General features: G+C 68.5%; 9 protein-coding genes. 2 read left to right on the forward strand and 7 right to left on the reverse strand.

The genetic code is table 11. The annotated features are described in order from the left end of the window. Positions 1 to 130: 130 nt before the first annotated feature. On the reverse strand, positions 131 to 13,159 hold the full coding sequence (pvdL, locus tag VQ065_RS17795) for a pyoverdine non-ribosomal peptide synthetase/polyketide synthase PvdL (protein WP_014603843.1): 13,029 nt from the start codon (positions 13,157 to 13,159) through the stop codon (positions 131 to 133). Between the two features lie 73 nt (positions 13,160 to 13,232). Further along, the gene (pvdG, locus tag VQ065_RS17800) at positions 13,233 to 13,997 is read right to left on the reverse strand and encodes a pyoverdine biosynthesis thioesterase PvdG (protein ID WP_003089659.1); all 765 of its coding nucleotides are present in this window, start codon (positions 13,995 to 13,997) and stop codon (positions 13,233 to 13,235) included. A 642-nt stretch (positions 13,998 to 14,639) separates the two neighbouring features. On the opposite strand from pvdG, the gene pvdS reads away from it, so the two are divergent. Continuing rightward, the gene (pvdS, locus tag VQ065_RS17805) at positions 14,640 to 15,203 is read left to right on the forward strand and encodes a pyoverdine signaling pathway sigma factor PvdS (RefSeq protein ID WP_003089661.1); all 564 of its coding nucleotides are present in this window, start codon (positions 14,640 to 14,642) and stop codon (positions 15,201 to 15,203) included. A gap of 76 nt (positions 15,204 to 15,279) precedes the next feature. Here pvdS and VQ065_RS17810 read toward each other — a convergent pair whose 3' ends face one another. Together VQ065_RS17810 and ppk2 are read right to left on the reverse strand one after the other, a co-directional pair. Then, a complete protein-coding gene (locus tag VQ065_RS17810) occupies positions 15,280 to 16,293 on the reverse strand; it encodes a GNAT family N-acetyltransferase (RefSeq protein ID WP_003089663.1) in 1,014 nt (337 codons plus the stop codon). A 175-nt stretch (positions 16,294 to 16,468) separates the two neighbouring features. Further along, a complete protein-coding gene (gene ppk2, locus VQ065_RS17815; protein ID WP_003089666.1) occupies positions 16,469 to 17,383 on the reverse strand; it encodes a polyphosphate kinase 2 in 915 nt (304 codons plus the stop codon). A 261-nt stretch (positions 17,384 to 17,644) separates the two neighbouring features. Between ppk2 and VQ065_RS17820 the strand changes: the two genes are divergently transcribed. Further along, complete coding sequence (locus tag VQ065_RS17820) at positions 17,645 to 17,890, forward strand: hypothetical protein (protein ID WP_003089668.1); 246 nt, start codon at positions 17,645 to 17,647, stop codon at positions 17,888 to 17,890. Positions 17,891 to 17,926: 36 nt separating this feature from the next. Here the strand turns inward: VQ065_RS17820 and VQ065_RS17825 are convergent, their stop codons facing one another. From VQ065_RS17825 to VQ065_RS17835, 3 genes are read right to left on the reverse strand one after another with little or no spacing between them, the layout of a single operon-like run. Next, positions 17,927 to 18,931, reverse strand: a complete 1,005-nt coding sequence (locus VQ065_RS17825) for an HlyD family efflux transporter periplasmic adaptor subunit (protein ID WP_014603845.1) — start codon at positions 18,929 to 18,931, stop codon at positions 17,927 to 17,929. Then, positions 18,928 to 19,137, reverse strand: coding sequence for a DUF1656 domain-containing protein (locus VQ065_RS17830; RefSeq protein ID WP_014603846.1), 210 nt, complete (start codon positions 19,135 to 19,137; stop codon positions 18,928 to 18,930). The genes VQ065_RS17825 and VQ065_RS17830 overlap by 4 nt, the downstream gene beginning before the upstream one ends. After that, positions 19,127 to 21,301: an FUSC family protein gene (locus VQ065_RS17835; RefSeq protein WP_014603847.1), complete on the reverse strand. Its 2,175-nt coding sequence runs from the start codon at positions 21,299 to 21,301 to the stop codon at positions 19,127 to 19,129. Before VQ065_RS17835 ends, VQ065_RS17830 begins: the two co-directional genes overlap by 11 nt. Positions 21,302 to 21,594 lie beyond the last annotated feature (293 nt).

Raw genomic sequence — 21,594 nt, forward strand, 5'->3', positions numbered from 1 at the left:
AATAAAGCCGACCCATATATCGGCGTTTATATATACGCACATATATGAAGAATGGCCGGAAGGGAGTATGGAACATTCCCTTCCGGCCATTTTCATCGCCCCCCGCGAAGGGCTCGGCGGCCGGATCCGATCAGAGCATTTCCAGCTTCGACATCAGGTCGTTCAGGCGCTCGGCCTTCTGCTCGCTGATCTCGCTCGGGGCCAGGGACTCGATGTAGCTGGCCAGCTCTTCCACCGTGGTGCATTCGAACATCGCCCGTAGCGGCACGTTGCGTTGCAGGGCCTTCTGCACCCGCGAGGCGATCTGGGTGGCCAGCAGCGAATGCCCGCCGAGTTCGAAGAAGTTGTCGAACACCCCGACCCGCTCGACCTTCAGCACCTCGGCCCAGATCCGTGCCAGGGTTTCCTCCAGTTCGTTGCGCGGGGCCTGGTAGGCCTGGTTCTGCATCTGGCCGATGTCCAACGCCGGCAGCGCCTTGCGGTCGAGCTTGCCGTTGGCGTTGAGCGGCATCCGGTCCAGCACCAGCCAGTGCAGCGGCACCATGTAGTCCGGCAGGTCGGCGCGCAGTTGCTGCTTGATCCGCTCGAACCAGGCGCCCTGCTCCACCATCAGTCCGGCCGGCGAGTCGGCGCTGGAACGCGGTGTCTCGCCGGGAACCAGGTAGCCCACCAGGTACTTGCCGTTCGCCCCTTCCTGGACCGCCACCGCCGCCTCGCGGACGTCGGCGCGTTCGTGCAGGCGCGCCTCGATCTCGCCCAGTTCGATGCGGAAGCCGCGGATCTTCACCTGGTGGTCGATCCGCCCGACATACTCCAGCACTCCGTCGGCGCGCCGCCGCGCCAGGTCGCCGGTACGGTACAGACGCTCGCCCGGCGCGCCGAACGGATGCGGGACGAAGGCCTGGGCGGTGCGCAGCGGATCGCCGACGTAGCCACGACCGACGCCGGTGCCGGCCACGCACAGCTCGCCCACCGCGCCCAGCGGCACCAGTTCGAAGGCGTCGTCGGCGCCGGCGCCGAGCAGGTACAGGCGGTTGTTGTCGGTGGGACTGCCGATCGGCAGGTAGGTGCTCTCGGTGGAGGCCAGGTCGACGCGGAAGAACGCCACGTCGTCGGAACACTCCGCCGGCCCGTAGGCATTCACCAGGCCGATCCGTGGGTAGCGCTTGAGCCACTGGCGCGCCAGTTCCGGCGGCATCGCCTCGCCGGTGGGCAACATCCAGCGCAGGCCGTCGAGGGCCTGGCGCTCTTCGGCGAGCATGCCCTGGATCAGCGACGGCACGCTTTCCAGCACCGTGATGCCCTGTTCGCCGACGTGCGCCAGCAGGCCCTGCGGATCGTGGGCGATGGCGTTCGGCACGATCGCCACGCGGGCGCCGAACAACGGCGCGGCGAGGAATTGCCAGACCGAGATGTCGAAGCTCTGCGAGGCGGTCTGGGCGATCACGTCGTTCTCGTCCAGTTCCAGGTACGGGACCTTGCTCAACTGGTTGTTGAGCATGCCCGCCTGCTCCACCATCACGCCCTTCGGCAGTCCGGTGGAGCCGGAGGTGTAGATCACGTAGGCGAGGTTCTGCGGCCCGCTGTAGACCTGCGGATCATGCTCGGCGCCCTCGCCCTGCTGGATCTCGTCCCACACCAGCAGGCGCGGCCGGTCAACGCAGCCGAGTTCGTCGAACAGCGCCAGCGCCTGCTCACGGCAGGCCTGGGTGCAGACCAGTACCGGCGTGCGGCTCAGCTCGACGATCCGGGTCAGGCGCTGGGTCGGATGGCCGGGGTCGAGCGGCAGGTAGCCGGCACCGGCCTTGAAGCTGCCGACGATCATGCCGAGCAGGTCGAGGCCGCGCTCGGCCAGCAGTGCCACCGGCTGGTCGATGCCGACGCCGGCGGCGCGCAGGGCGTGACCGAGGCGGTTGGCCCGGCGGTTCAGCTCGGCGTAGCTCCAGCGCTGCTCCAGGCAACTGGCGGCGATGCGCTGCGGATGGGCCGCCACCTGCGCCTCGAACAGCCGCACGTAGCCTTGCTCCAGCGGGTAGTCGCGGGCGCTGCGGTTGCAGCCATCGAGGAGGAAGTCGCGCTCGTCCTCGCCGAGCAGCGGCAAGGCCTCCAGTTCGCCATGGAAACCGTCGGCCAGGGCCAGCAGCAGGCGCTTGAACTCGCCGAGCAGGCGCTCGACGGTCGGCGCCTCGAAGTAGCGCTGGTCGTAGGACAGGTGCAGGCCGAGGTCATCGCCCGGATAGCAGACCACGGTCAACGGGAAGTTGGTGTGGGTACGCCCGGAGTCGGAACTGGCGTTCAGGCTCTGCGCGCGGTCCAGCACCGAGACTTCCACCGGGGCGTTCTCGAACACGAACAGGCTGTCGAACAGCGGCTGGCCCTTGGGCAGCTCGCTGCTTTCCTGGATGGCCACCAGGGGCAGGTGCTCGTGCTCGCGCAACTCCAGGTTGCGCTCGAACAGCCGGTTCAGCCACTCGCGCACCGTGCAGCGCTGGCCGGCGGCCGGCATCTGCACGCGCAATGGGATGCTGTTGATGAACAGGCCGACGGTGCGCTGCATTTCCGGCATGCCCACTGGGCGCCCGGCCACGGTGACGCCGAACAGCACGTCGCGCTCGCCGCTGAAGCGGCGCAGGGTCAGCGCCCAGGCGGCCTGGGCGAAGGTGTTGACGGTGAGCTGGTAGCGCTGCGCCAGTTCGCGCAGGCGCGCGCCGTCGGCGGCGTCCAGACGCGTGTAGCGGTCGCCGACGATCATCCCGCCGCTCTCGCCGGCGTGCTCGCGGAGGAACGGTCGGTCGCTGGGTACCAGGGTCGGCCGCTCGAAGCCGCGCAGGCTCTCGCTCCACCAGCGTCGCGATTGCTCCAGGTCCTGGCGTTGCAGCCAGGCGATGTAGTCGCGGTAGCGCGGCGGCGTCGGCAGGTTCGCCGGGCGGCTTTCGCCGAGAGCACTGTAGATCTCGAAGAAGTCGTTCATCAGCAGGCCACGGCACCAGGCATCGATGAGGATGTGGTGGTTGCTCATCATGAACCAGTAGCGCGCCTCGCCCAGGCGGATCAGGCGCAGGTGGAACGGCGGCTGTTCGAGCAGGTCGAAGCCGGCCTCGCGCTCGCGCTTGTGCAGCGCTTGCAGGCGTTCCTCGTGGCCGTCCTCCGGCAGTTCGCTCCAGTCGAGGAACTCGATGCGGGTGCGACCGGGCTTGTGGATCACCTGCAACATCGTTTCGCCGGCATTCCAGACGAACGACGCGCGCAGCGCCTCGTGGCGGGCCACCACCGCCTGCCAGGCGGCGGCGAAGCGCTCGGGATCGAGCGGGCTGTCGATCCGGTAGCGGTCCTGCATGTAGTAGATGCCGGTGCCCGGTTCCAGCAGGGTGTGCAACAGCAACCCTTCCTGCATCGGGGTCAGCGGATAGACGTCCTCGATCTCGCCGGCCGGCACCGCCAGGGCGTCCAGTTGCGCCTGGCTCAGTTGCGCCAGCGGGAAGTCGGACGGGGTCAGGCCGCCGGCGCCGTCTTCCAGGCAATGCTCGATCAGCGCCTGCAGTTCGGCGAGATAGGCCTGCGCCAGCTCGTTCACCGTCTGCGCGTCGTAGCGCTCGCGGCTGTAGGTCCAGCGCAGCACCAGCTCGCCGCCGTAGACCTGGCCATCGACGCTCAGCTCGTTGGGCAACGGCGCCTGCTCGTCGTGGATCGGCCCGGTGGGCTGGTCCAGCGGCTGGAACAGGGCGTCGGCGAAGCTCTGGTCGAACTGTCCGAGGTAGTTGAAGGTGATCGGCGCCGTGGGCAGCGCGGCCATCGCCTGGCGCACCGCCGGATCGGCGAGGTAGCGCAGCACGCCGTAGCCGAGGCCTTTGTGCGGCACCGCGCGGAGCTGTTCCTTGATCGCCTTGATCGACTCGCCCGGGCTCTGCGCCGGGGTCAGGCGCAACGGGTAGGCGCTGGTGAACCAGCCGACGCTGCGGGTCAGGTCGATATCGTCGAACAGCGCCTCGCGGCCATGCCCTTCCAACTGCACCAGCGTCGACGGCTGCCCGCTCCAGCGGCAGAGCACGCGAGCGAGGGCGGTCAGCAGCAGGTCGTTGACCTGGGTGCGGTAGGCCGCCGGCGCCTGTTGCAGCAATTGCCGGGTACGTTGCGGGTCGAGCCGCAGGCTGACACTTTCCGCCAGCGCCTCGCGGTTGTCGCCCTGCGGGCGGTCGCACGGCCACTCGACCGGCTGCCCACCCAGCCGGGCTTGCCACCAGCCCAGCTCCTCGCGCAGCGATTCGCTGCCGGCGTAGGCCTGCAGGCGTCCGGCCCAGTCGCGGAAGGCACTGGTCTTGGCCGGCAGCGCCGGTTCGGCGCCCTCGGCGAACTGACGGTAGACCTGTTGCAGGTCCTCCAGCAGCACCCGCCAGGACACCCCGTCCACCACCAGGTGGTGGATCGCCAGCAGCAGGCGTTGCTCGCCGGCCGGGCCATCCACCAGCACCGCGCGCAGCAGCGGCCCCTGTTCGAGGTCGAGGCTGCGCTGGGCCTTGGCGAACAGCTCGGCGCATTCGTCGAAGGATTGCACCGGGACGTGCCAGAGCAGTTCCTGTTCGCGCAGCGGACGATGCTGCGCCAGCCACTCGCCGTCGACCTGGCGGAACGCCAGGCGCAGGGCATCATGCTGTTCGACCAGGCGTTGCAGGGACTTGCGCAGCAGGCCGAGGTCAATGGCCTGCCGCGGCTGCAACAGCAGCGACTGGTTCCAGTGTTCGCGGCGCGCCAGCGGCAGGTCGAAGAACCAGTGCTGGATCGGCGTCAGCGCGCTGTCGCCCTGCACCGGCCCCTGCTCGGCCTGGCTGGCCTGGCTGTGCCGGGCCACCGCGGCGAGGCTCTGCACGGTCTGGTGCTGGAACAGGTCGCGGGGGCTGAAGTGGATGCCGAGCTGGCGGGCGCGGCTGACCACCTGGATCGACAGGATCGAATCGCCGCCCAGTTCGAAGAAGTTGTCGCCGAGACCTACCCGCTCGACGTTCAGCACCTCGCGCCAGACCCCGGCCAGTTGCTGCTCCAGCACGCTGCGCGGGGCCTCGTAGGCCTGCCGGTTGAGCGCCGGGTCGGGCGCCGGCAGCGCGCGGCGGTCGAGCTTGCCGTTGGCGGTCAGCGGCAGGCTGGCGAGCAACAGCAGGTGGGCCGGCACCATGTAGTCCGGCAATTGCTGCTTGAGATGCGTTTTCAGCGCCTCGCGCAGCGCCGCCTGGGCGTCCTCGTCCTGCTCGGCCACCGCGCTGGCGACATAACCGGCCAACTGCTTGCCGCTCGGGCTGTCGAGCGCCAGGACCAGCGCTTCGCGAACCTGCGGATGCTCCAGCAGGCGCGCCTCGATCTCGCCCAGTTCGATGCGGAAGCCACGGATCTTCACCTGGTGGTCGATGCGGCCGACATATTCCACCTGGCCGTTGTCGCACAGGCGCACCAGGTCGCCGGTGCGGTACAGGCGGCCGCCCTCGGCAGCGAAGGGATCGGGCACGAAGCGCTCGGCGCTGAGCGCCGGACGCTCATGGTAGCCGCGCGCCAGGCCGGCGCCGCCGACGTAGAGTTCGCCGGTCGCGCCCTGCGGCACCAGGGCCAGGTCGGCATCCAGGATGTAGGCGACCCGCGCGCCGACCACGCTGCCGATCGGCACGCTGGCGGCACCCTCCTCCAGGCGTTCGGGAGCCAGGCAGGCCAGCGGCATGACCACCGTTTCGGTCGGTCCGTAGGCATTGAAGAACGACGCCGGGGCGAAGGCCTGGCGAATCCGTTGCAGGTGCTCGCCGGTCAGCGCTTCGCCGCCGGTGATGCACATGCGCACCGGCAACTGCCGGCCCTGGCTCTCCAGCCACTGGGCGAGCTGGCTGCCGTAGCTCGGGGTGAAGCCGAGGATGCTCACGCCCTCCGCGCGGATCAGCTCGCAGATTTCCTCCGCGCCCCACTGGCCCTGGGCCCGCAGCACCACGCGGGCGCCGCACAGCAACGGGGCCAGCAGGCGCTCGCTGGCGGCGTCGAAGTTGATCGAATAGAAGTGCAGTTCACAATCGTCGGCGCGCATGCCGAAGCGCTCGATCACCGCGGCGCAGTGCATGGCGATCTCGCCGTGGGAGACCGCCACGCCCTTCGGCTTGCCGGTGGAGCCGGAGGTATAGATCAGGTAGGCCTGGTGCTGCGGCCCGCTCAGCGCTGCCAGCGGCGCGGGGTCCTCGGCGTCCAGCGCCGGGCCGTCCTCCTCGAGGCACCAGCGCACCACGCCCGCCGGCAGCTCGCCGAGGGCCTCGAACAGCGCCGCGTGGCTGAGCAGCAGGCGTACGCCGCTGTCCTCGATCATGTATTGCAGGCGCTCCAGCGGATATTCCGGGTCCAGCGGCACGTAGGCGCCGCCGGCCTTGAGGATCGCCAGCAGGCCGACGACCATCTCCAGCGAACGCTCCAGGGCCAGGCCGACCCGCACTTCCGGGCCGACGCCGTGACTGCGCAGGACGCGCGCCAGACGGTTGGAGCGGGCGTCGAGTTCGGCATAGCTCAGGGTCTGTCCGGCGAAGGTCAGCGCCGGGGCCTGTGGGCTGGCCGCCACGCGGGCGGCGAACAGGCCATGGAGGGTGTCCTGGAGCCCTGCCTCGCCGGCCGTGCCGGCGAGCAGCAGTTGCTTCCGCTCCTCGGCGGCGAACAGCGGCAATTCGGCAATGCGCCGCTGCGGGTCGCCCAGCAGCGCCTCCAGCAGGTTCTGCCAGTGTCCGGCCATCCGCGCGATGCGCGGTTCGTCGAACAGGTCGCGGCTGTAGGTCAGGCAGCAGCCGAGGCGCTGGTCGAGGTCGGTGACCTCCAGGTTGAGGTCGAACTTGGTCGCCCGCGCATCGTTGGCGATGTACTCGACGGTCATCCCGGCCAGTTGCCGGGTCTGCTGGAACTCCCAGCGCTGGACGTTGCACATCACCTGGAACAACGGGTTGTAGGCGGCGCTGCGCGGCGGTTGCAGGGCTTCCACCAGGTGGTCGAACGGCAGGTCCTGGTGCGACTGGCCATCGATCACGGTCTGCCGCACCTGCTCAAGCAGCTCGCCGACGCTCATCTGTCCGTCGAGCCGGCAGCGCAGCACCTGGGTATTGAGGAAGGCGCCGATCAGCCCTTCGCTCTCCGGGCGGATGCGGTTCGCCACCGGCGCGCCGATACGCAGGTCCTGCTGGCCGCTGTAGCGGTAGAGCAAGGCCGCAAGGGTGGCGGTCATGGTCATGAACATGGTCAGCCCGCGGGCGGCGTTGAAGCGGCGCACGCGCTCGGCCAGCTCGGGGCTCAGGTCGAAGCGGTAGAGGTCGCCCTGGTGGCTCTGCACCGGCGGGCGTGGCCGGTCGCCCGGCAGTTCGAGCAGCGGATGCTCGTTGCCCAGCTGGGCCTTCCAGTAGTCGAGCTGGCGCTGGCGCTCGCCGCTCTCCAGCCACTCGCGCTGCCACACGCTGTAGTCCAGGTACTGGACCGGCAACGGCTCCAGCGGCGATTCGCGGTCGTCGAGGAAGGCCTCGTAGAGCGCGCCCAGTTCGCGGGCGAAGATGTCCATCGCCCAGCCTTCGGTGACGATGTGGTGCAGGGTCACCACCAGGTAGTGCTCACGCTCGGCCATCTTCACCATGCAGACCCGCAGCAACGGCCCGCTCTCAAGATCGAAGGGCCGGTGCGCCTCGCTGTCGGCGAGGGTCTGCAGGTGCTGCTGGCGGCTGTCGCGGTCGAGCGCGGAGAAGTCCTGCCAGTCCATGTGCAGGCCGCCATCGCCATGTACGCGCTGTACCGGCACGCCGTCGACGCTGGGGAACGTGGTGCGCAGGGTCTCGTGGCGCTGCACCAGGGCCTGTAGCGCGGCCTCGAAGCGCGCCACGTCCAGCGGCCCGCTCAGGCGCGCCAGGCCGCCGACGTTGTAGGCCGGGCTGTCCGGCTCCAGTTGCCAGAGGAACCACATGCGCTGCTGCGAGTAGGACAGCGGCACCGGCTGCTCGCGGTCGATGCGGCGGATCGCGCCGTGGCTGTCGGTACGTCCGGCGGCCTGGGCTGCGCGGACCTGTTCGCAGAAGGCCTCCAGTTCGCTGGCCTCGAACAGCGCGCGCAACGGCAGTTCGACGTCGCAGGCCTGGCGTGTGCGCGAGACGATGCGGGTGGCCAGCAGGGAATGCCCGCCGAGTTCGAAGAAATCGTCGCGCAGGCCGACCCGCGGCAGGCCGAGCACTTCGCTCCAGATCGCTGCGATGCGCCGTTGCAGCTCGGTCTGCGGCTCGACGTGCTCGCGCTGCTGCCAGACCGGCTCCGGCAGCGCCCGCGTATCCAGCTTGCCGCTCGGGCCAAGGGGCATCTGCGCCAGGCGCATCAACTGCGCCGGGACCATGTATTCCGGCAGTTCGGCCTGTAGCGCGGCGCGCAGGCGCTGGTTCTGCTCGGCTTCCGCCTCGGCGCCGGCAGCGCCGGTGTAGTAGCCGACCAACTGGCTGCCGGCCACGCCTTCGCGGATCACCACCACCGCCTGGGCCACCCCCGGCTGCGCCAGCAGGCGTGCCTGGATCTCCTCCGGCTCGATGCGGAAGCCACGCAGCTTGACCTGCTGGTCGAGGCGGCCGAGGTATTCCAGCACGCCGTCGGCGTTCCAGCGCGCACGGTCGCCGGTGCGGTACAGGCGCTCACCGCCGGCCGAGAACGGATCGGCGACGAAGCGCTCGGCGCTCAGCGCCGGGCGCCCCAGGTAGCCACGGGCCAGGCCCAGGCCGCCGATGCACAGCTCGCCGGCGACGCCGGCCGGCAGCAGGTTGAACTCGGCGTCCAGCACGCGGCAGACCACGTTGCCCAGCGGCCGACCGATCGGCGAACGCTCGCCGTCTTCCGTGCGGCACTGCCAATGGGTGACGTTGATGGCGGTCTCGGTCGGCCCGTAGCGGTTATGCAGGGCCACCGCCGGCAGGCGTTGCAACACGCGGTTGCGCAGCTCCGCCGGAAGCGCCTCGCCGCCGGAGAACAGGCGGCGCAGGCTGCCGCAGGCGGCGACACCGGGTTCGTCGATGAACAGTTGCAGCAGCGGCGGCACGAAGTGCAGCGTGGTCACCCCGAACTGCCGCACCAGTTCCACCAGGCGCGCCGGATCGCGGTGCTCGCCGGGGGCGGCGAGGACCAGCCGGCAACCGGTGACCAGCGGCCAGAAGCACTCCCACACCGACACGTCGAAGCTCACCGGCGCCTTCTGCATCAGCACGTCGTCGCCGTCGAGGGCGTAGGTCGCCTGCATCCATTGCAGGCGCTCGGCCAGCGCCGCGTGGGTGTTGCCCACGCCCTTCGGCTGGCCGGTGGAGCCGGAGGTGTAGATGACGTAGGCGAGATTGTCGCCGTGCAGGTGCAGGCCCGGTGCCTGGCTCGGCCAGTTGTCGAGCTTGAGGCTGTCCAGGCAGATCGGCGTGACGCCCTCCGCGCCAGGCAGGCGCTCGAACAGATGGGCCTGGGTCAGCAGCAGCTCGACGCCGCTGTCGGCGAGCATGTAGGCCAGGCGTTCGCTGGGGTAGTCCGGGTCCAGCGGCACGTAGGCGCCGCCCGCCTTGACGATCGCCAGCAGACCGACCAGCAGTTGCGGCGAACGCTCGGCGCAGATCGCTACCCGCACGTCCGGGCCGACGCCCTTGTCGCGCAGGTAGTGGGCCAGGCGGTTGGCCCGGGCGTGCAGTTCGGCGTAGCCGAGGCTGCCGCCGTCCCACTCTAGGGCGATGCGTTCGGCGGACTGCGCCAGTTGCCGCTCCAGCAGCTCCGGCAGCCAGGCGCGCGCCGGCTCGCAGGGCGCGCTGCCCCACTCGGCGAGGCGCGCCGCCTGCTCGGCGTCGACCAGGGCGATATCGCCGAGGCAGCGCTGCGGGTCTTCCGCGACCTGGCGCAGCAACTCCAGGTATTGCGCGGCGAAACGCCGGATACTGGCCTCGTCGAAGAGGTCCGCGGCGTAGTCGAAATTCAGGGTCAGGCGACCGCGAGCGTCCTCCTCGCTCTGCAGTTGCAGGTCGAACTTGGCTTCGCGGCTGTGCCAGGGCAGCTCGTCGGCGAGCAGGCCGGGCAGCCGGCGCAACGCCGACAGGTCGCGCTGCTGGTGGTTGAACAGCACCTGGAACAACTGGCCGCCCTGGCCGCAGGCCGCGAGCACCTGGTCGAACGGCAGGTCCTGGTTGGCCTGGGCGCCGAGGGTCGCCTCGCGAGCCTCGCCGAGCAACGCGGCGAACGGCTGGCGCGCCCGGGGCGTGCCGCGCAGGACCAGGGTGTTGATGAAGAAGCCGACCAGCCCCTGGGTCTCCAGGCGCTGGCGGTTGGCGCTGGGCACGCCGATGCGGATCTCGCCTTGCCCGCTGTGGCGATGCAGCAGCGCCTGGAACGCCGCCAGCAGCCACATGAAGACACTCGCCTCATGGTCCAGCGCGGCCTCGCGGATAGCCCGCGCCAGGGCTTCGTCGACCCGCAGGCTGTAGCGCGCGGCCGGCGACGCCTGGCGCGCCGTGCGCGGATGGTCGGTGGCCAGTTCCAGCACCGGCGCCGCGTCGCCCAGGCACTCCCGCCAGTAGGCCAGTTGGCGGGCGCCCTCGCCCGCGTCCAGCCACTGCCGTTGCCAGGCGGCGAACTCGGCGTAGTGCAGTTCCAGCGGCGCCAGGTCGGCCGGCTGGCCGCCGCAGGCTTCGGCGTAGAGCCGAGAGAATTCGTCGAGCAGCAGGTTCAGCGACCAACCATCGGCGACGATGTGATGCAGGGTGACCCAGAGCTGGTGCTCCTGTTCGTCCAGGCGCACCAGGCTGACCCGCAGCAGCGGCCCCTTTTCCAGGTCGAACGGCTGCTGCGCCTCGGCTTCGCGGCGCTGCGCGGCAGCCGCGGCGCGTTCGTGCTCGGCCAGCGCGGCGAGGTCGACGAACTGCCAGGCGAACTCGCCCCGCTCTTCGATACGCTGCAAGGCCGCGCCGTCGCGCTCGAGGAAACGCGTGCGCAACGCTTCGTGGCGTTCGACCAGGCGCTGGAAGCTGGCGCGCAGCGCCGCTTCGTCCAGCTCGCCGCGCAGGCGCAGGCCGCCGGGGATGTTGTAGGCGGCGCTCTGCGGATCGATCTGCCAGGTCAGCCAGAGACGCTGCTGCGCCGCCGACTGCGGCAGGTCGACACCGCGCGGCAGGTGCGCCATCGGTGCCTCGGCCGGCAGGCCGGCGGCCAGTTGGCGGGCCACCGTGGCGCTGAAGGCCTGCAGGGTCGGCGCCTCGAACAGTTGGCGCAGGTCGAGGGCGACGCCGAGACTGTCGCGCACCTGGGCGACCACCTGGGCGGCGCCGATGGAGTTGCCACCGAGCAGGAAGAAGTGATCGCGCGGCGCTACCTGCGCCACGCCCAGCCGGGCCCTCCAGATCTCGCCGATGCGTGCCAGCAGTTCGTCGTCGCCTGCCGGCGGCTGCGCTTCCTGCACGGCCTGGAGGCCGGGAAACAGCGCATAGCTGTCCAGGCTGCCGTCTTCCAGGCGCAGGCGGCAGGCGGAACGTTGCAGCTTGCCGCTGGACGTCTTCGGCAAGGCGCCGGGATTGAGCAGCGCCACCACCTTCGGCGCTTCCTGGTAGGCCTCGGCCACCGCCTGGCGGATCGAGTCGATCAGCTCCTGGGCCGGCACCGATTTCTGGACGCCGCGACCGATCTCGGCGGCAATGCCGATACCTTCCTCGCCATCGACCGTGACCGCGAAGGCCGCGACCCTGCCCTTGCGCGCCGACGGCACCTCGCTCTCGACGGTGCGCTCGATGTCCTGCGGATAGAGGTTGTGGCCGCGGACGATGAGCATGTCCTTCAGGCGCCCGGTGACGAACAGTTCGCCGTCGCGGAGGAAACCAAGATCGCCGGTGCGCAGCCAGGTGCGCCCGTCACGCTCGACGAAGGTCTTCGCCGAAGCTTCCGGGTTGCGCCAGTAGCCGTGGGCGATGCTCGGCCCGGCGGCCCAGATCTCGCCGACGTTGTCGTCGCCGAGAACCTCGCCGCTCGCCGCGTCGACGATCAGCACGGCGTGTTCCGGCTGGCTGCGGCCGCAGCACATCAGCACGCTGCCTGCGCCTTCGGCGATGCGGTTGCGCGCCAGCGCCTCGCCATCCACCGCCAGGGCGGGAATGCCCTGGCCGCGCTGGCCGCCGGTGACGAACAGGGTCGCCTCGGCGAGGCCGTAGCAGGCGAAGAAACTGGACGCCTCGAAGCGGCTGGCGGCGAATTTCTCGGCGAAGCGTTCCAGGCTGTCCTGGCGGATCGGCTCGGAACCGGAGAAGGCTACCCGCCAGCCGCTCAGGTCGAGACGCTGCAGGGCCGACTCGGCGACCCGCTCGCTGCACAGCCGGTAGGCGAAATCGGGACCGCCGCTGACGGTGCCGCCGTACTGGCTGATGGCTTCCAGCCAGCGCACCGGACGTTCGAGGAAGTAGCGCGGCGACATCAGCACGCAGGGTACGCCGCTGAAGATCGGTTGCAGCAGGCCGCCGATCAGGCCCATGTCGTGGTACAGCGGCAGCCAGCTGACGATCACGTCGTCGGCACCGATGCCGAAGCCTCGGCGGATCAGCACCTCGTTGGCGACCAGGTTGCCATGGCTGACCTGCACGCCCTTGGGCAGTGCGGTTGAACCGGAGGTGTACTGGAGGAAGGCGATGTGTTCGGGACGCACTTGCGGCTCGTCCCAGGCCTCGGCAACGGCCGGGTCCAACTGGTCGACGCAGAGCAGTTGCGGGGCGTTGGCGGCGGACAGTTGCGCGTTCATCTGCAGCAATGGCTCGCGCAGGTCAGCGGTGGTCAGGACCAGGCGCGGCTCGGCGTCGGCGATGATCGACAACAGGCGTTCCTGGTGATGGCGGCGCGCCGACTCCGGCGGATAGGCCGGCACCGCGATGACCCCGGCATACAGGCAACCGAAGAACGCCGCGACGTAGTCGGGGCCGCTGGGAAACAGCAGCACCGCGCGATCGCCCAGCTGCGCATGGGCCTGCAGGGCCGCGGCGATGCTCCGCGCGCGCAGGTCGAGATCGCGATAGCTGAGGACCACGCCTTCGCCATCGTCCTCGGCGAGGAAGCGCAGCGCCAGGCGCTCGGGCTCCTGGACAGCGCGGCGACGCAGGGCCTGGACCAGGGTGGTGGGAAGTTCGAAGGCGTCCATCATGTGTTTTCCTGCCTGAATTCGGCTTGCAATCGAGTTCTAGTGAGTCTCCGGAAACAGTCGTCGCGGCCGCCCCTCAACTGGCGGCGCGCATGCTTCCCCGGACCTTGTCCTTGTGCCAGCGCAGCAGATGCTGGCCGGCGTAGCGACGCAGCAGGCGCAGCAACTGCCCCTGCTGTTCGCGGATGAAAAAGTGCTGCCCGTCGAGCAGGTCGAGGGTGAAGTCGCCCCCGGCCTCATGCAGCCAGCCGAGCAACTCGGCGCTGCGCAGGCTGTCCTCGCGTCCGCCGAACAGGTGCAGCGCCGCGTCCAGCGGCCCATGCGCCTGGTAGCGGTAACTGCCGGTGACGAGAAAGTCCGCTCGCACCACTGGCAACAGCATCTGCATCAGCGACGGATCGTTGAGGACGGCCTCCGGAGTACCCCGGTAGTCGCGCAACGCGGCGACCAGTTCGGCGTCGGCTTTGGCGCGCCGGTAGCCGCTGACATCGTTTTCGGCGGGCGGGGATACGCCGGAGAGGAATAGCGCCAGCGGCCCTTCGAGGCCGCGCCGGCGCATGGCATGGGCCAGTTCGAAGGCCAGCAGCCCGCCCAGGCTGTGGCCGAAGAAGGCGTAGGGAGAAGCGCTGTCGAGGGTGCCGTGCAGTTCGCCGGCCAATTGCGCGACCAGGCTGGCGGCATCGGTATGCAGGGCCTCGCCGAAGCGAAGGCCGCGCCCCGGCAATTCCAGGGGCAGCAAGCGGATCCAGCTCGGCAGGCTGGGCTGCCAGCGGCGGAACAGCGTGGCGCTGGCCCCCGAATAAGGCAGGCAGAACAATTGCAGGGAAACGGCCGGGCTCACCTGCCGACCTCCTTGCGCCGCTGTCGTGGCCCTCGTCCGGGGCAGAGCGCTTTCCCATGATCGATCGGCATTTCCATCTCCTGCTGCGCACGCCGGGGCGCCGGGCACCTGCCCGCGCTGTCACAGAGGGGAACGGATAACAACGGCAAATAATTAGCGCATGTAACCGCAATCTCCGGGCAACCGCGGAGCATTGCGCGAAAGGACGCCAACCCCTATCCATTCTGATGGGTTGTGCCCGGCGCTATCGCCGCATCGGCGATAGCGATGTACGCCATGGAGCAGCCGGGGACGGTTGTCGCAGCGCCTTCGCGCAGTTCTTGCGCGGAACACCGGCAGGAGCGGCGAGGCATTCAATACCGATTTCTAACTAGCTGATTCCTAAAGACTATTAAAAAAATTTCGTCTGCGACGCATGACTGCAACATTGGCGCGGCCATCCTTCTGAAACGCCGAAGAATTTCTCCCCTCCATCATTCGCAGCGGCTATTTGCCAGCATGCGGACCATTCACGAATAAAGGTGAGATTGGTTATTTCTTCGTAATTGACAATCATTATCATTCAACATAATTTGTTGCGCCATGTGTGGGTCTCCCCCACCGCCAGTGCTCTGCAGCCCCCTCCGCAGCAAGGTGATTTCCATGTCGGAACAACTGTCTACCCGCAGATGCGATACCCCGCTCCTCCAGGCTTTCGTCGATAACCGCACGATCCTGGTGAAGATCGCCGCCCGCATTACCGGTTGCCGCTCGCGAGCCGAAGATGTGGTCCAGGATGCGTTCTTCAGGCTCCAGTCGGCGCCGCAGATCACTTCGTCGTTCAAGGCACAGCTCAGCTACCTGTTCCAGATCGTCCGCAACCTGGCCATCGACCACTACCGCAAGCAGGCGCTCGAACAGAAATACTCGGGGCCGGAGGAAGAAGGCCTGAACGTGGTGATCCAGGGCGCCTCGCCGGAAACCTCGCACATCAACTACGCGACCCTCGAACACATCGCGGATGCCCTCACCGAGCTGCCCAAGCGCACCCGCTACGCCTTCGAGATGTACCGCCTGCACGGCGTGCCGCAGAAGGACATCGCCAAGGAACTGGGCGTCTCGCCGACCCTGGTCAACTTCATGATCCGCGACGCCCTGGTGCACTGCCGCAAGGTCACCGCCGAGCGCCAGGGCGACAATCTGACGAACCTGAGCGCACGTCGCTGAGACACAAGGGCAGGGATTGCGCCTGCCCGTTCTTCTGTTGGCGTCCGCCGGACGCCTCGAGCTTCTTCCCGCCCCGTCAGGCCAGGCGACAGCGCTCGAAGAACCGTTCGCGGCCGATGATCATCAGTGCCGCCCGCTTGTGCGGAAAGTCGAACTCCTTCTCGCAGTGGAAGCACAGGTTGTGCATGTGACCGATCATCCGCGCGTTATCCGCGCGCGGTTCCGCCACCACTCGCCGCGAGCGCGGGTCGTCGAGAAACAGGTAGTGGACCAGTGCCGATAGCCAGCAGGCGACCTTGTGCGGCCCCCGGTGGGCCTCCTCGCCGACCAGCATGTGGATCCCGCGGTCGTAGTCTTCGGCCGCGTAGAACGGCGCGATGCGATCCTCCTTCGCCCAGTAGGCCTCGAAATAGGCGAAGGGCTCATCGTCGAAACAGCCGATGAGCCCCAGTGCATGAGGATCCGCTTCGAGCTGGCGCAAACGCTCGCGATGTTGTTCCAGGCTTCCATCTTCCTGCCAGAACTCCGCCACCCTGGGCGAGTTCTGCCAGCGATGAAAACGTTCCAGGTCCCTCTCGATGTCCAAGGTACGCAAGGATATCCAGCACCCCAATCGCGCATCGAAGCGCCGATAGACCTCTCCCCTGGGCTTCGGCCGGCGCAGTGGATGACGCTTTCCATCGGTAAGTTGCATCGACTGGGGATAGCACGGCTGGGCAAGCGGCAGCCAGGGCCATGGCAACTGCCAGAACCGGCCCCTCTCGCAGACATAGGTGCCCGCTGCGGCGGCTCCTGTCAGCATCCCCTTCGCCAGGGACTCTTCGGGCTCCCAGGACAGCGACCAGGCGAGCCGCTGGCAATCCGGATCGCGGGCGAACAGCCAGTAGCTGGCGGCCCACAACGCATGCTCGGCATCGCCGCCGGGAAGCTCCTCCACCGCCAGCCGTATTTCCGTGTCTGTGCGCTCCAGGCGCAGGCGCAACAGCAACGCACCATCCAGGGCAAGGCTGAGCCGGCTATCGGTTTCGTCGCCACTCAAACGCTGCCCGCCAGGCAACGGCAATACAGTCAGGGAATTCAACAGGGGCATGATCGGACTCGAGACACGGAGTTGTTCTCAGAGGAACGTCATGTGAAGGAGGAAATTTAAGCGCTCGCGCGAGCCAGGCGGCAACGCGCGCGGTCGAGTCGCCAGCGTCATCCACAGGCGCGGCCGGAGGAACAAGGAAGAACCCGAGTGAGCGAAGTACGCGGCGCCTACTAGCTCAGTAGACTTCCGGCACGATGATCTCACCGGGCGTCGGATGCCTGACGTAATCGGCGTGGCGCAGGCGCTCCGGCAGGTGTACCGGCGGCTGCGGAACTTCCCGGTAGGGCATCTGCTGCAACAGGTGGTGGATGCAATTCAGCCGCGCGCGCTTCTTGTCGTCGGCCTGTACCACCCACCAGGGCGCCTCGGGGATGTGGGTGCGTTCGAGCATGGTTTCCTTGGCCTTGGTGTAGGCCTCCCAGCGCCGCCGCGACTCCAGGTCCATCGGGCTGAGCTTCCACTGCTTGAGCGGATCGTGGATACGGCTGAGGAAGCGCAGGTGCTGCTCGGCGTCGGAGATGGAGAACCAGTACTTGAGCAACTGGATGCCCGAGCGCGCCAGCATCTTTTCGAACTCCGGCACACTGCGGAAGAATTCCTCGTATTGTTCGTCGTTGCAGAAACCCATGACCCGCTCGACCCCGGCACGGTTGTACCAGCTGCGGTCGAACAGGACGATCTCGCCGCCGGCCGGCAGGTGCGAGACGTAGCGCTGGAAATACCACTGGGTCTGCTCGCGGTCGTTCGGCGCGGGCAGCGCGGCGACCCGGCAGACCCGCGGGTTGAGGCGCTGGGTGATGCGCTTGATCACGCCGCCCTTGCCCGCCGCGTCGCGCCCCTCGAAGAGAATCACCACCTTGTGCCCGGTGTGCACCACCCAGTTCTGCAGTTTCACCAGTTCCCGTTGCAGGCGGAACAGTTCGCGGAAATAGCGGCGCCGACTCAACTCGCCGGGCGCATCCTCCTGCTCGGGACCGAACAGCTCGTCCAGGTTCAGCTCGTCGTCGAGCAGTTCCTGCTCCAGCTCTTCGTCGTGTCGATCGAGCCAGTCGCGACCGATGCGGCCCGAGGTATCGCCATAGGAGTCCATGCGCTGCTCTCCACGTCATGCCGAAATACCGCGAATGCTAGGCGCGTCTTCATGACGGTTTGGTGACGGTTCGATGAAAACGTAGCGATCGCTCGCCGTCGAAAACAGTCAAAAGGTCACTGAAAGTCAGAAAATTCCCTAATCATTTGAATGACTTGGCCTAAGCTGGCCAGCCTCTCCGCACTTTCCACATGCTCCGCGCACCCCGGCGACCGCCGGGGCGAACCGCGCCCTTGCGGCGCCATTGATCGGAGATCAACCATGCAAGCGTTTTCCAAACAGCAACTCATCGATGCGCTGAACGCCCAGAGCAGCGACCTGGCCACCCTGCAGAGCCTGGTCATGGGCCTCTACCTGTGGATTCGCGACAGCCATGGCCAGGCCAGCGTCGATGCGGCCTTCCAGCGCGCCCGCGAGGAGGCCAGGCAATTCCGCCAGCAGAGCGGCAACCAGGCTGACGAGCGATTGATCCTGCAACTGGCGGAAATCGTCCGCGAACAACCCTGAGCCATGACCGGCACAGACTGACCGGTTCGGCCTGACTCAAGGCCGCACGGCAGTCCCGGGCGCCGCGGAATCGACTTTCGCGGTGTCCTCCGCGGGCAGCACCCGGATGGTCGCAGTCACGCCGGCGCGCAAGGTGTTGCGCTGGCGATAGGCGGGATCGATGGCGATGCGCACCGGAATTCGCTGGGCCAGCTTGACCCAGGTATAGCTCGGGTTGATGTTCGCCAGCAGGCGCGAGCCCTCGGCATTCTCCCGGTCGGTGATGGCATGGGCGATGCTCTGCACGCGCCCGTCGAAGCGCTCGCCGCTCATCAGTTCCACCAGCGCCCGGCTGCCGACGCGGATGCCCGGCAACTTGGTCTCCTCGAAGTATCCGCTGACATAGAACGAATCGCGGTCCACCAGCGCCAGCAATGGCACCCCGGCGTGGGCGTAGTCGCCTTCGCGGGTCTGCAGGTTGGTCACGTAGCCGCTGACCGGGGCGCGTACCTGGGTACGTTCGAGGTCGAGACGGGCCTGCTGCAAGGCGGCTTCGGCAAGCTCCACGTTGGCCTGGGCCAGGCCGAGGCTGGCCTGGTTCCTCAGCAACTCGGCCTGGGCCAGGCTGACGTCGGTCTGGGCCTTTTCGTTCTCTTCCACCGATAGCATCGAGCGCTTCTGCAATGCCGAGCGCCGCTGCGCCTCGCTGCGGCGCTGGCGCAACTGGGCCTGGCTGGCCTCGATCGCCGCGCGCGACTCGCCCAGCGCCGCCCGCGCCACGTTCACCGCGCGCTCGGCGCGCAGCACCGCCAGTTCATAGCGCGCCGGGTCGATGCTGAGCAGCAGCGCGCCCTTCTCCACGGGCTGGTTGTCGCTCAGCGGCAACCGGGTGATCAGCCCGGAAACGTCCGCCGACAGCGTCACCACATCGGCGCGGACCCGCGCGTCACGGGTCCACGGCGTGCGGGTGTAGCGTTCCCAGGCGAGGAACACCAGCGCCGCCGCCACCAGCACCACCAGCAGGGTGGCCAGGCGCGGCCATTTGCCTTGCAACAGGTTCATCGGGACATCTCCCCCATCCACAGGATCAGACCGGCGCAGATCGCGCAGTACAACGCGCCCTGGAACAGCGCTTCGTGCCAGACCCGCTGCAACACGCCGAAGCGCCGCAACAACGGGTTGAGCAGCAGCAGGATCAGCCAGGCCAGCAGCAGCGCCTGGGCGATCGGCGGCAGGTAGGCGCCCCCGATCTCGACATCAACGGGCATGTCCGCCCTCCTCTTCTGGTTCTTCGACGACCGCCGGTGCGCCGCGGTCCTCCTCCAGCAACGTCCGATAGCGTTGCAGCGACTGCTGCAGGATCAGTACCGCGACATTCATGATGAAGCGCTGCCGCGTCGCCCCGAGGTCCTTCGACGGCTGCGCCAGCAAGGCCTCCAGGCCCCGGCCGAAACGCCGCAGGGCGGCCAGGGCGAGGTCCTGCCGCGGGGCGTCCGCGCCGCCGGCTATGTAGGCGGCGACCTCGCGCAGCGCCTCGCCCAGCAGCGGCTGCAACTCCAGCGGCACCACCCCGGCGTCATGCAGCGGCTCGCGCAGGCGGTTCAACGCCACGCCCATCACCACGCAGCCCAGGGCGCACTGGAAACGTTCCGCCGCAGCCGGCTCCTGGCTCGCCGGCAGCAGGCCGACCATCACCGCCAGGCGATCGATCATCCGCGTCTCGAAGGCGAAGCGCTGCGCCTCGCTGGCCTCGCAGCGCGACATTTCCGCGACGTCCTGGCGCGACAGGTAGAGCAGCCGGCGCAGGCGCGGGTCGGCGCGGAACGGATAGACCAGGGCGAACACCAGCACGGCGAGGACCGCCGCGGCGAGGAAGCCGCCGACGAACTCGAACCACTGCGAAGCGTTGCTGTAGTAGACCGCGATATTCTGCGGCGCCACCATCAGCAGGGTCTCCAGGCCGATGCCCATGGCGATCCCGGCGCTCAGCGGGCTGCTCAGGCCGACCGCGACCACGTACAGCAGCAACGCCATCCACAGCGCCAGCCACTCGAAGTCGGCGGATGCCGGCAACAGCACGAACAGCAGCGCCGCCGAGATCAGGATCGCCAGCAGCAGCCCGCGCAGGAAGTTCTGCGCCGCCAGCAGCGGACGCGGGAAGGTCGCCATCAGCGAGCACATCACGCCGACCAGCAGCAGGCTGCTGAGGGCGCCGTTCCAGGCGCTGGTGATCCACAGCCAGGCGGCGCAGGACAAGGCGACGAAAGCGCGCACGGCGTTCATCGAGGCCAGCGCCCAGTCCAGGTGCAGCGCCTGCGCCTGGCCACGGCGGTAGAAACTGCTGGCCTGGCGGCCGGACTGGATCGCATCGTTGAGTTCGAGCACTTCGCCCAGGCGCTGGAACAGCCGCGCGTATTCCCAGCGCAGGATCGCCACCTGCGGGCGTAGCGCCGGGCTCAGCGCCTCGTCGTAGGACTCCGCGCGCGTCGCCGCGGCATCGAAGGCCTGGCGCACCGCCTGGAACTCCTCCAGCACCTCGGAGGGTACCGCCCGCCCCTGCTCGGCCAGCGCGTCCAGCACCCGCAGCGCACGATCCAGCAGCGCCTGGATATCCGCCGGCAACGGCCCGACCCAGTGCGCCCGCACCAGCAGGCGATGCTGGCGCAGCAGCAACAGCCGCGAGGCCATCAGCACCAGCAGGTTGCCCAGCAACTGCACCAGGCCATCGGCGCGGCGCAGGTTCGGCGCGTCGAAATAGAGGTGCCGGCGCAGGCCGTCCAGCGCGGTGATGCTGGCGACCAGTTGCATCTGCCGCTGGTTGAACGACTCGTCGCCCTCGTCGCCGCGGATCACCGCCGCGGCGTGCCGCGCGGTACTGCGGATCAGGCCGTCGACCTGGGCGAAGTAGCCCTTCGCCACCGCCTGCGGACGCGCGCTGAGCAGGCTGACCAGGGCCACGCAGGCGACGCCCAGCAGGGTCTCGGTGACCCGCACCACGGCGAGCATGAAGGTGTTTTCCGGATCGGGAATCGACAGCACGGCGACGATCACCGCGGTGAAGCCGCTGAGCACGAAGGCGTGCGAATCGGTGTAGCGCAGCAAGGTGCCGCCGGCGGTGCAGAGCGCCAGCCAGAGTCCCAGGGCGACGAAGAACGGCAACGGTTGCTGGGCGAACAGCGCCATGATCAGCACCGCCACCACGGCGCCGGCGAAGGTACCGACGACCTGGGCGAAGCTGCGCTTGAGAGCCATCCCGGCCAGCGGCTGGCTGACGATGACCACGGTCATCAGCGCCCACTTCGGCTGCTCCAGGTCGAAGAGGAAGGCCAGGTAGAGGGTCAGCAGCCCGGCGGCGACGGTGCGCAGGGCGAACAGCAGGGTTTCCCGCGGCGGCCGCCAGAGCAAGCGGGCGTAGAGTTTCAGCCCTTCCATGCCCGGCCCCGCACCTCCAGGCAACGGTTGGCCGCGGACCAGGCGGCGATGAAGCGACTCGACATGCTGGTTTCTCGTTCGGGGTTGATGCGGCGGGTTGGCTTCCAGTCTAGAAGGCGCAAGGAAATCCGTGGCCGCCTACGGGGGCGGGCAGGTGCGGTCGGCCACGGAGCGACGAGTCGCGACTACAGGGTAAAAGCCCCGGCGGCCTTCCCGGTAGCGCGTCCAGGCGAAAACCGTTTTCGCTGAGAACGAACGCTGCGGCGCCTTTCGATTGGGTAAGCTTGCTCAGG

It is taken from the genome of Pseudomonas sp. KBN10P06128, from assembly GCF_037574945.1.
In the GTDB taxonomy this organism is placed as follows: domain Bacteria; phylum Pseudomonadota; class Gammaproteobacteria; order Pseudomonadales; family Pseudomonadaceae; genus Pseudomonas; species Pseudomonas aeruginosa.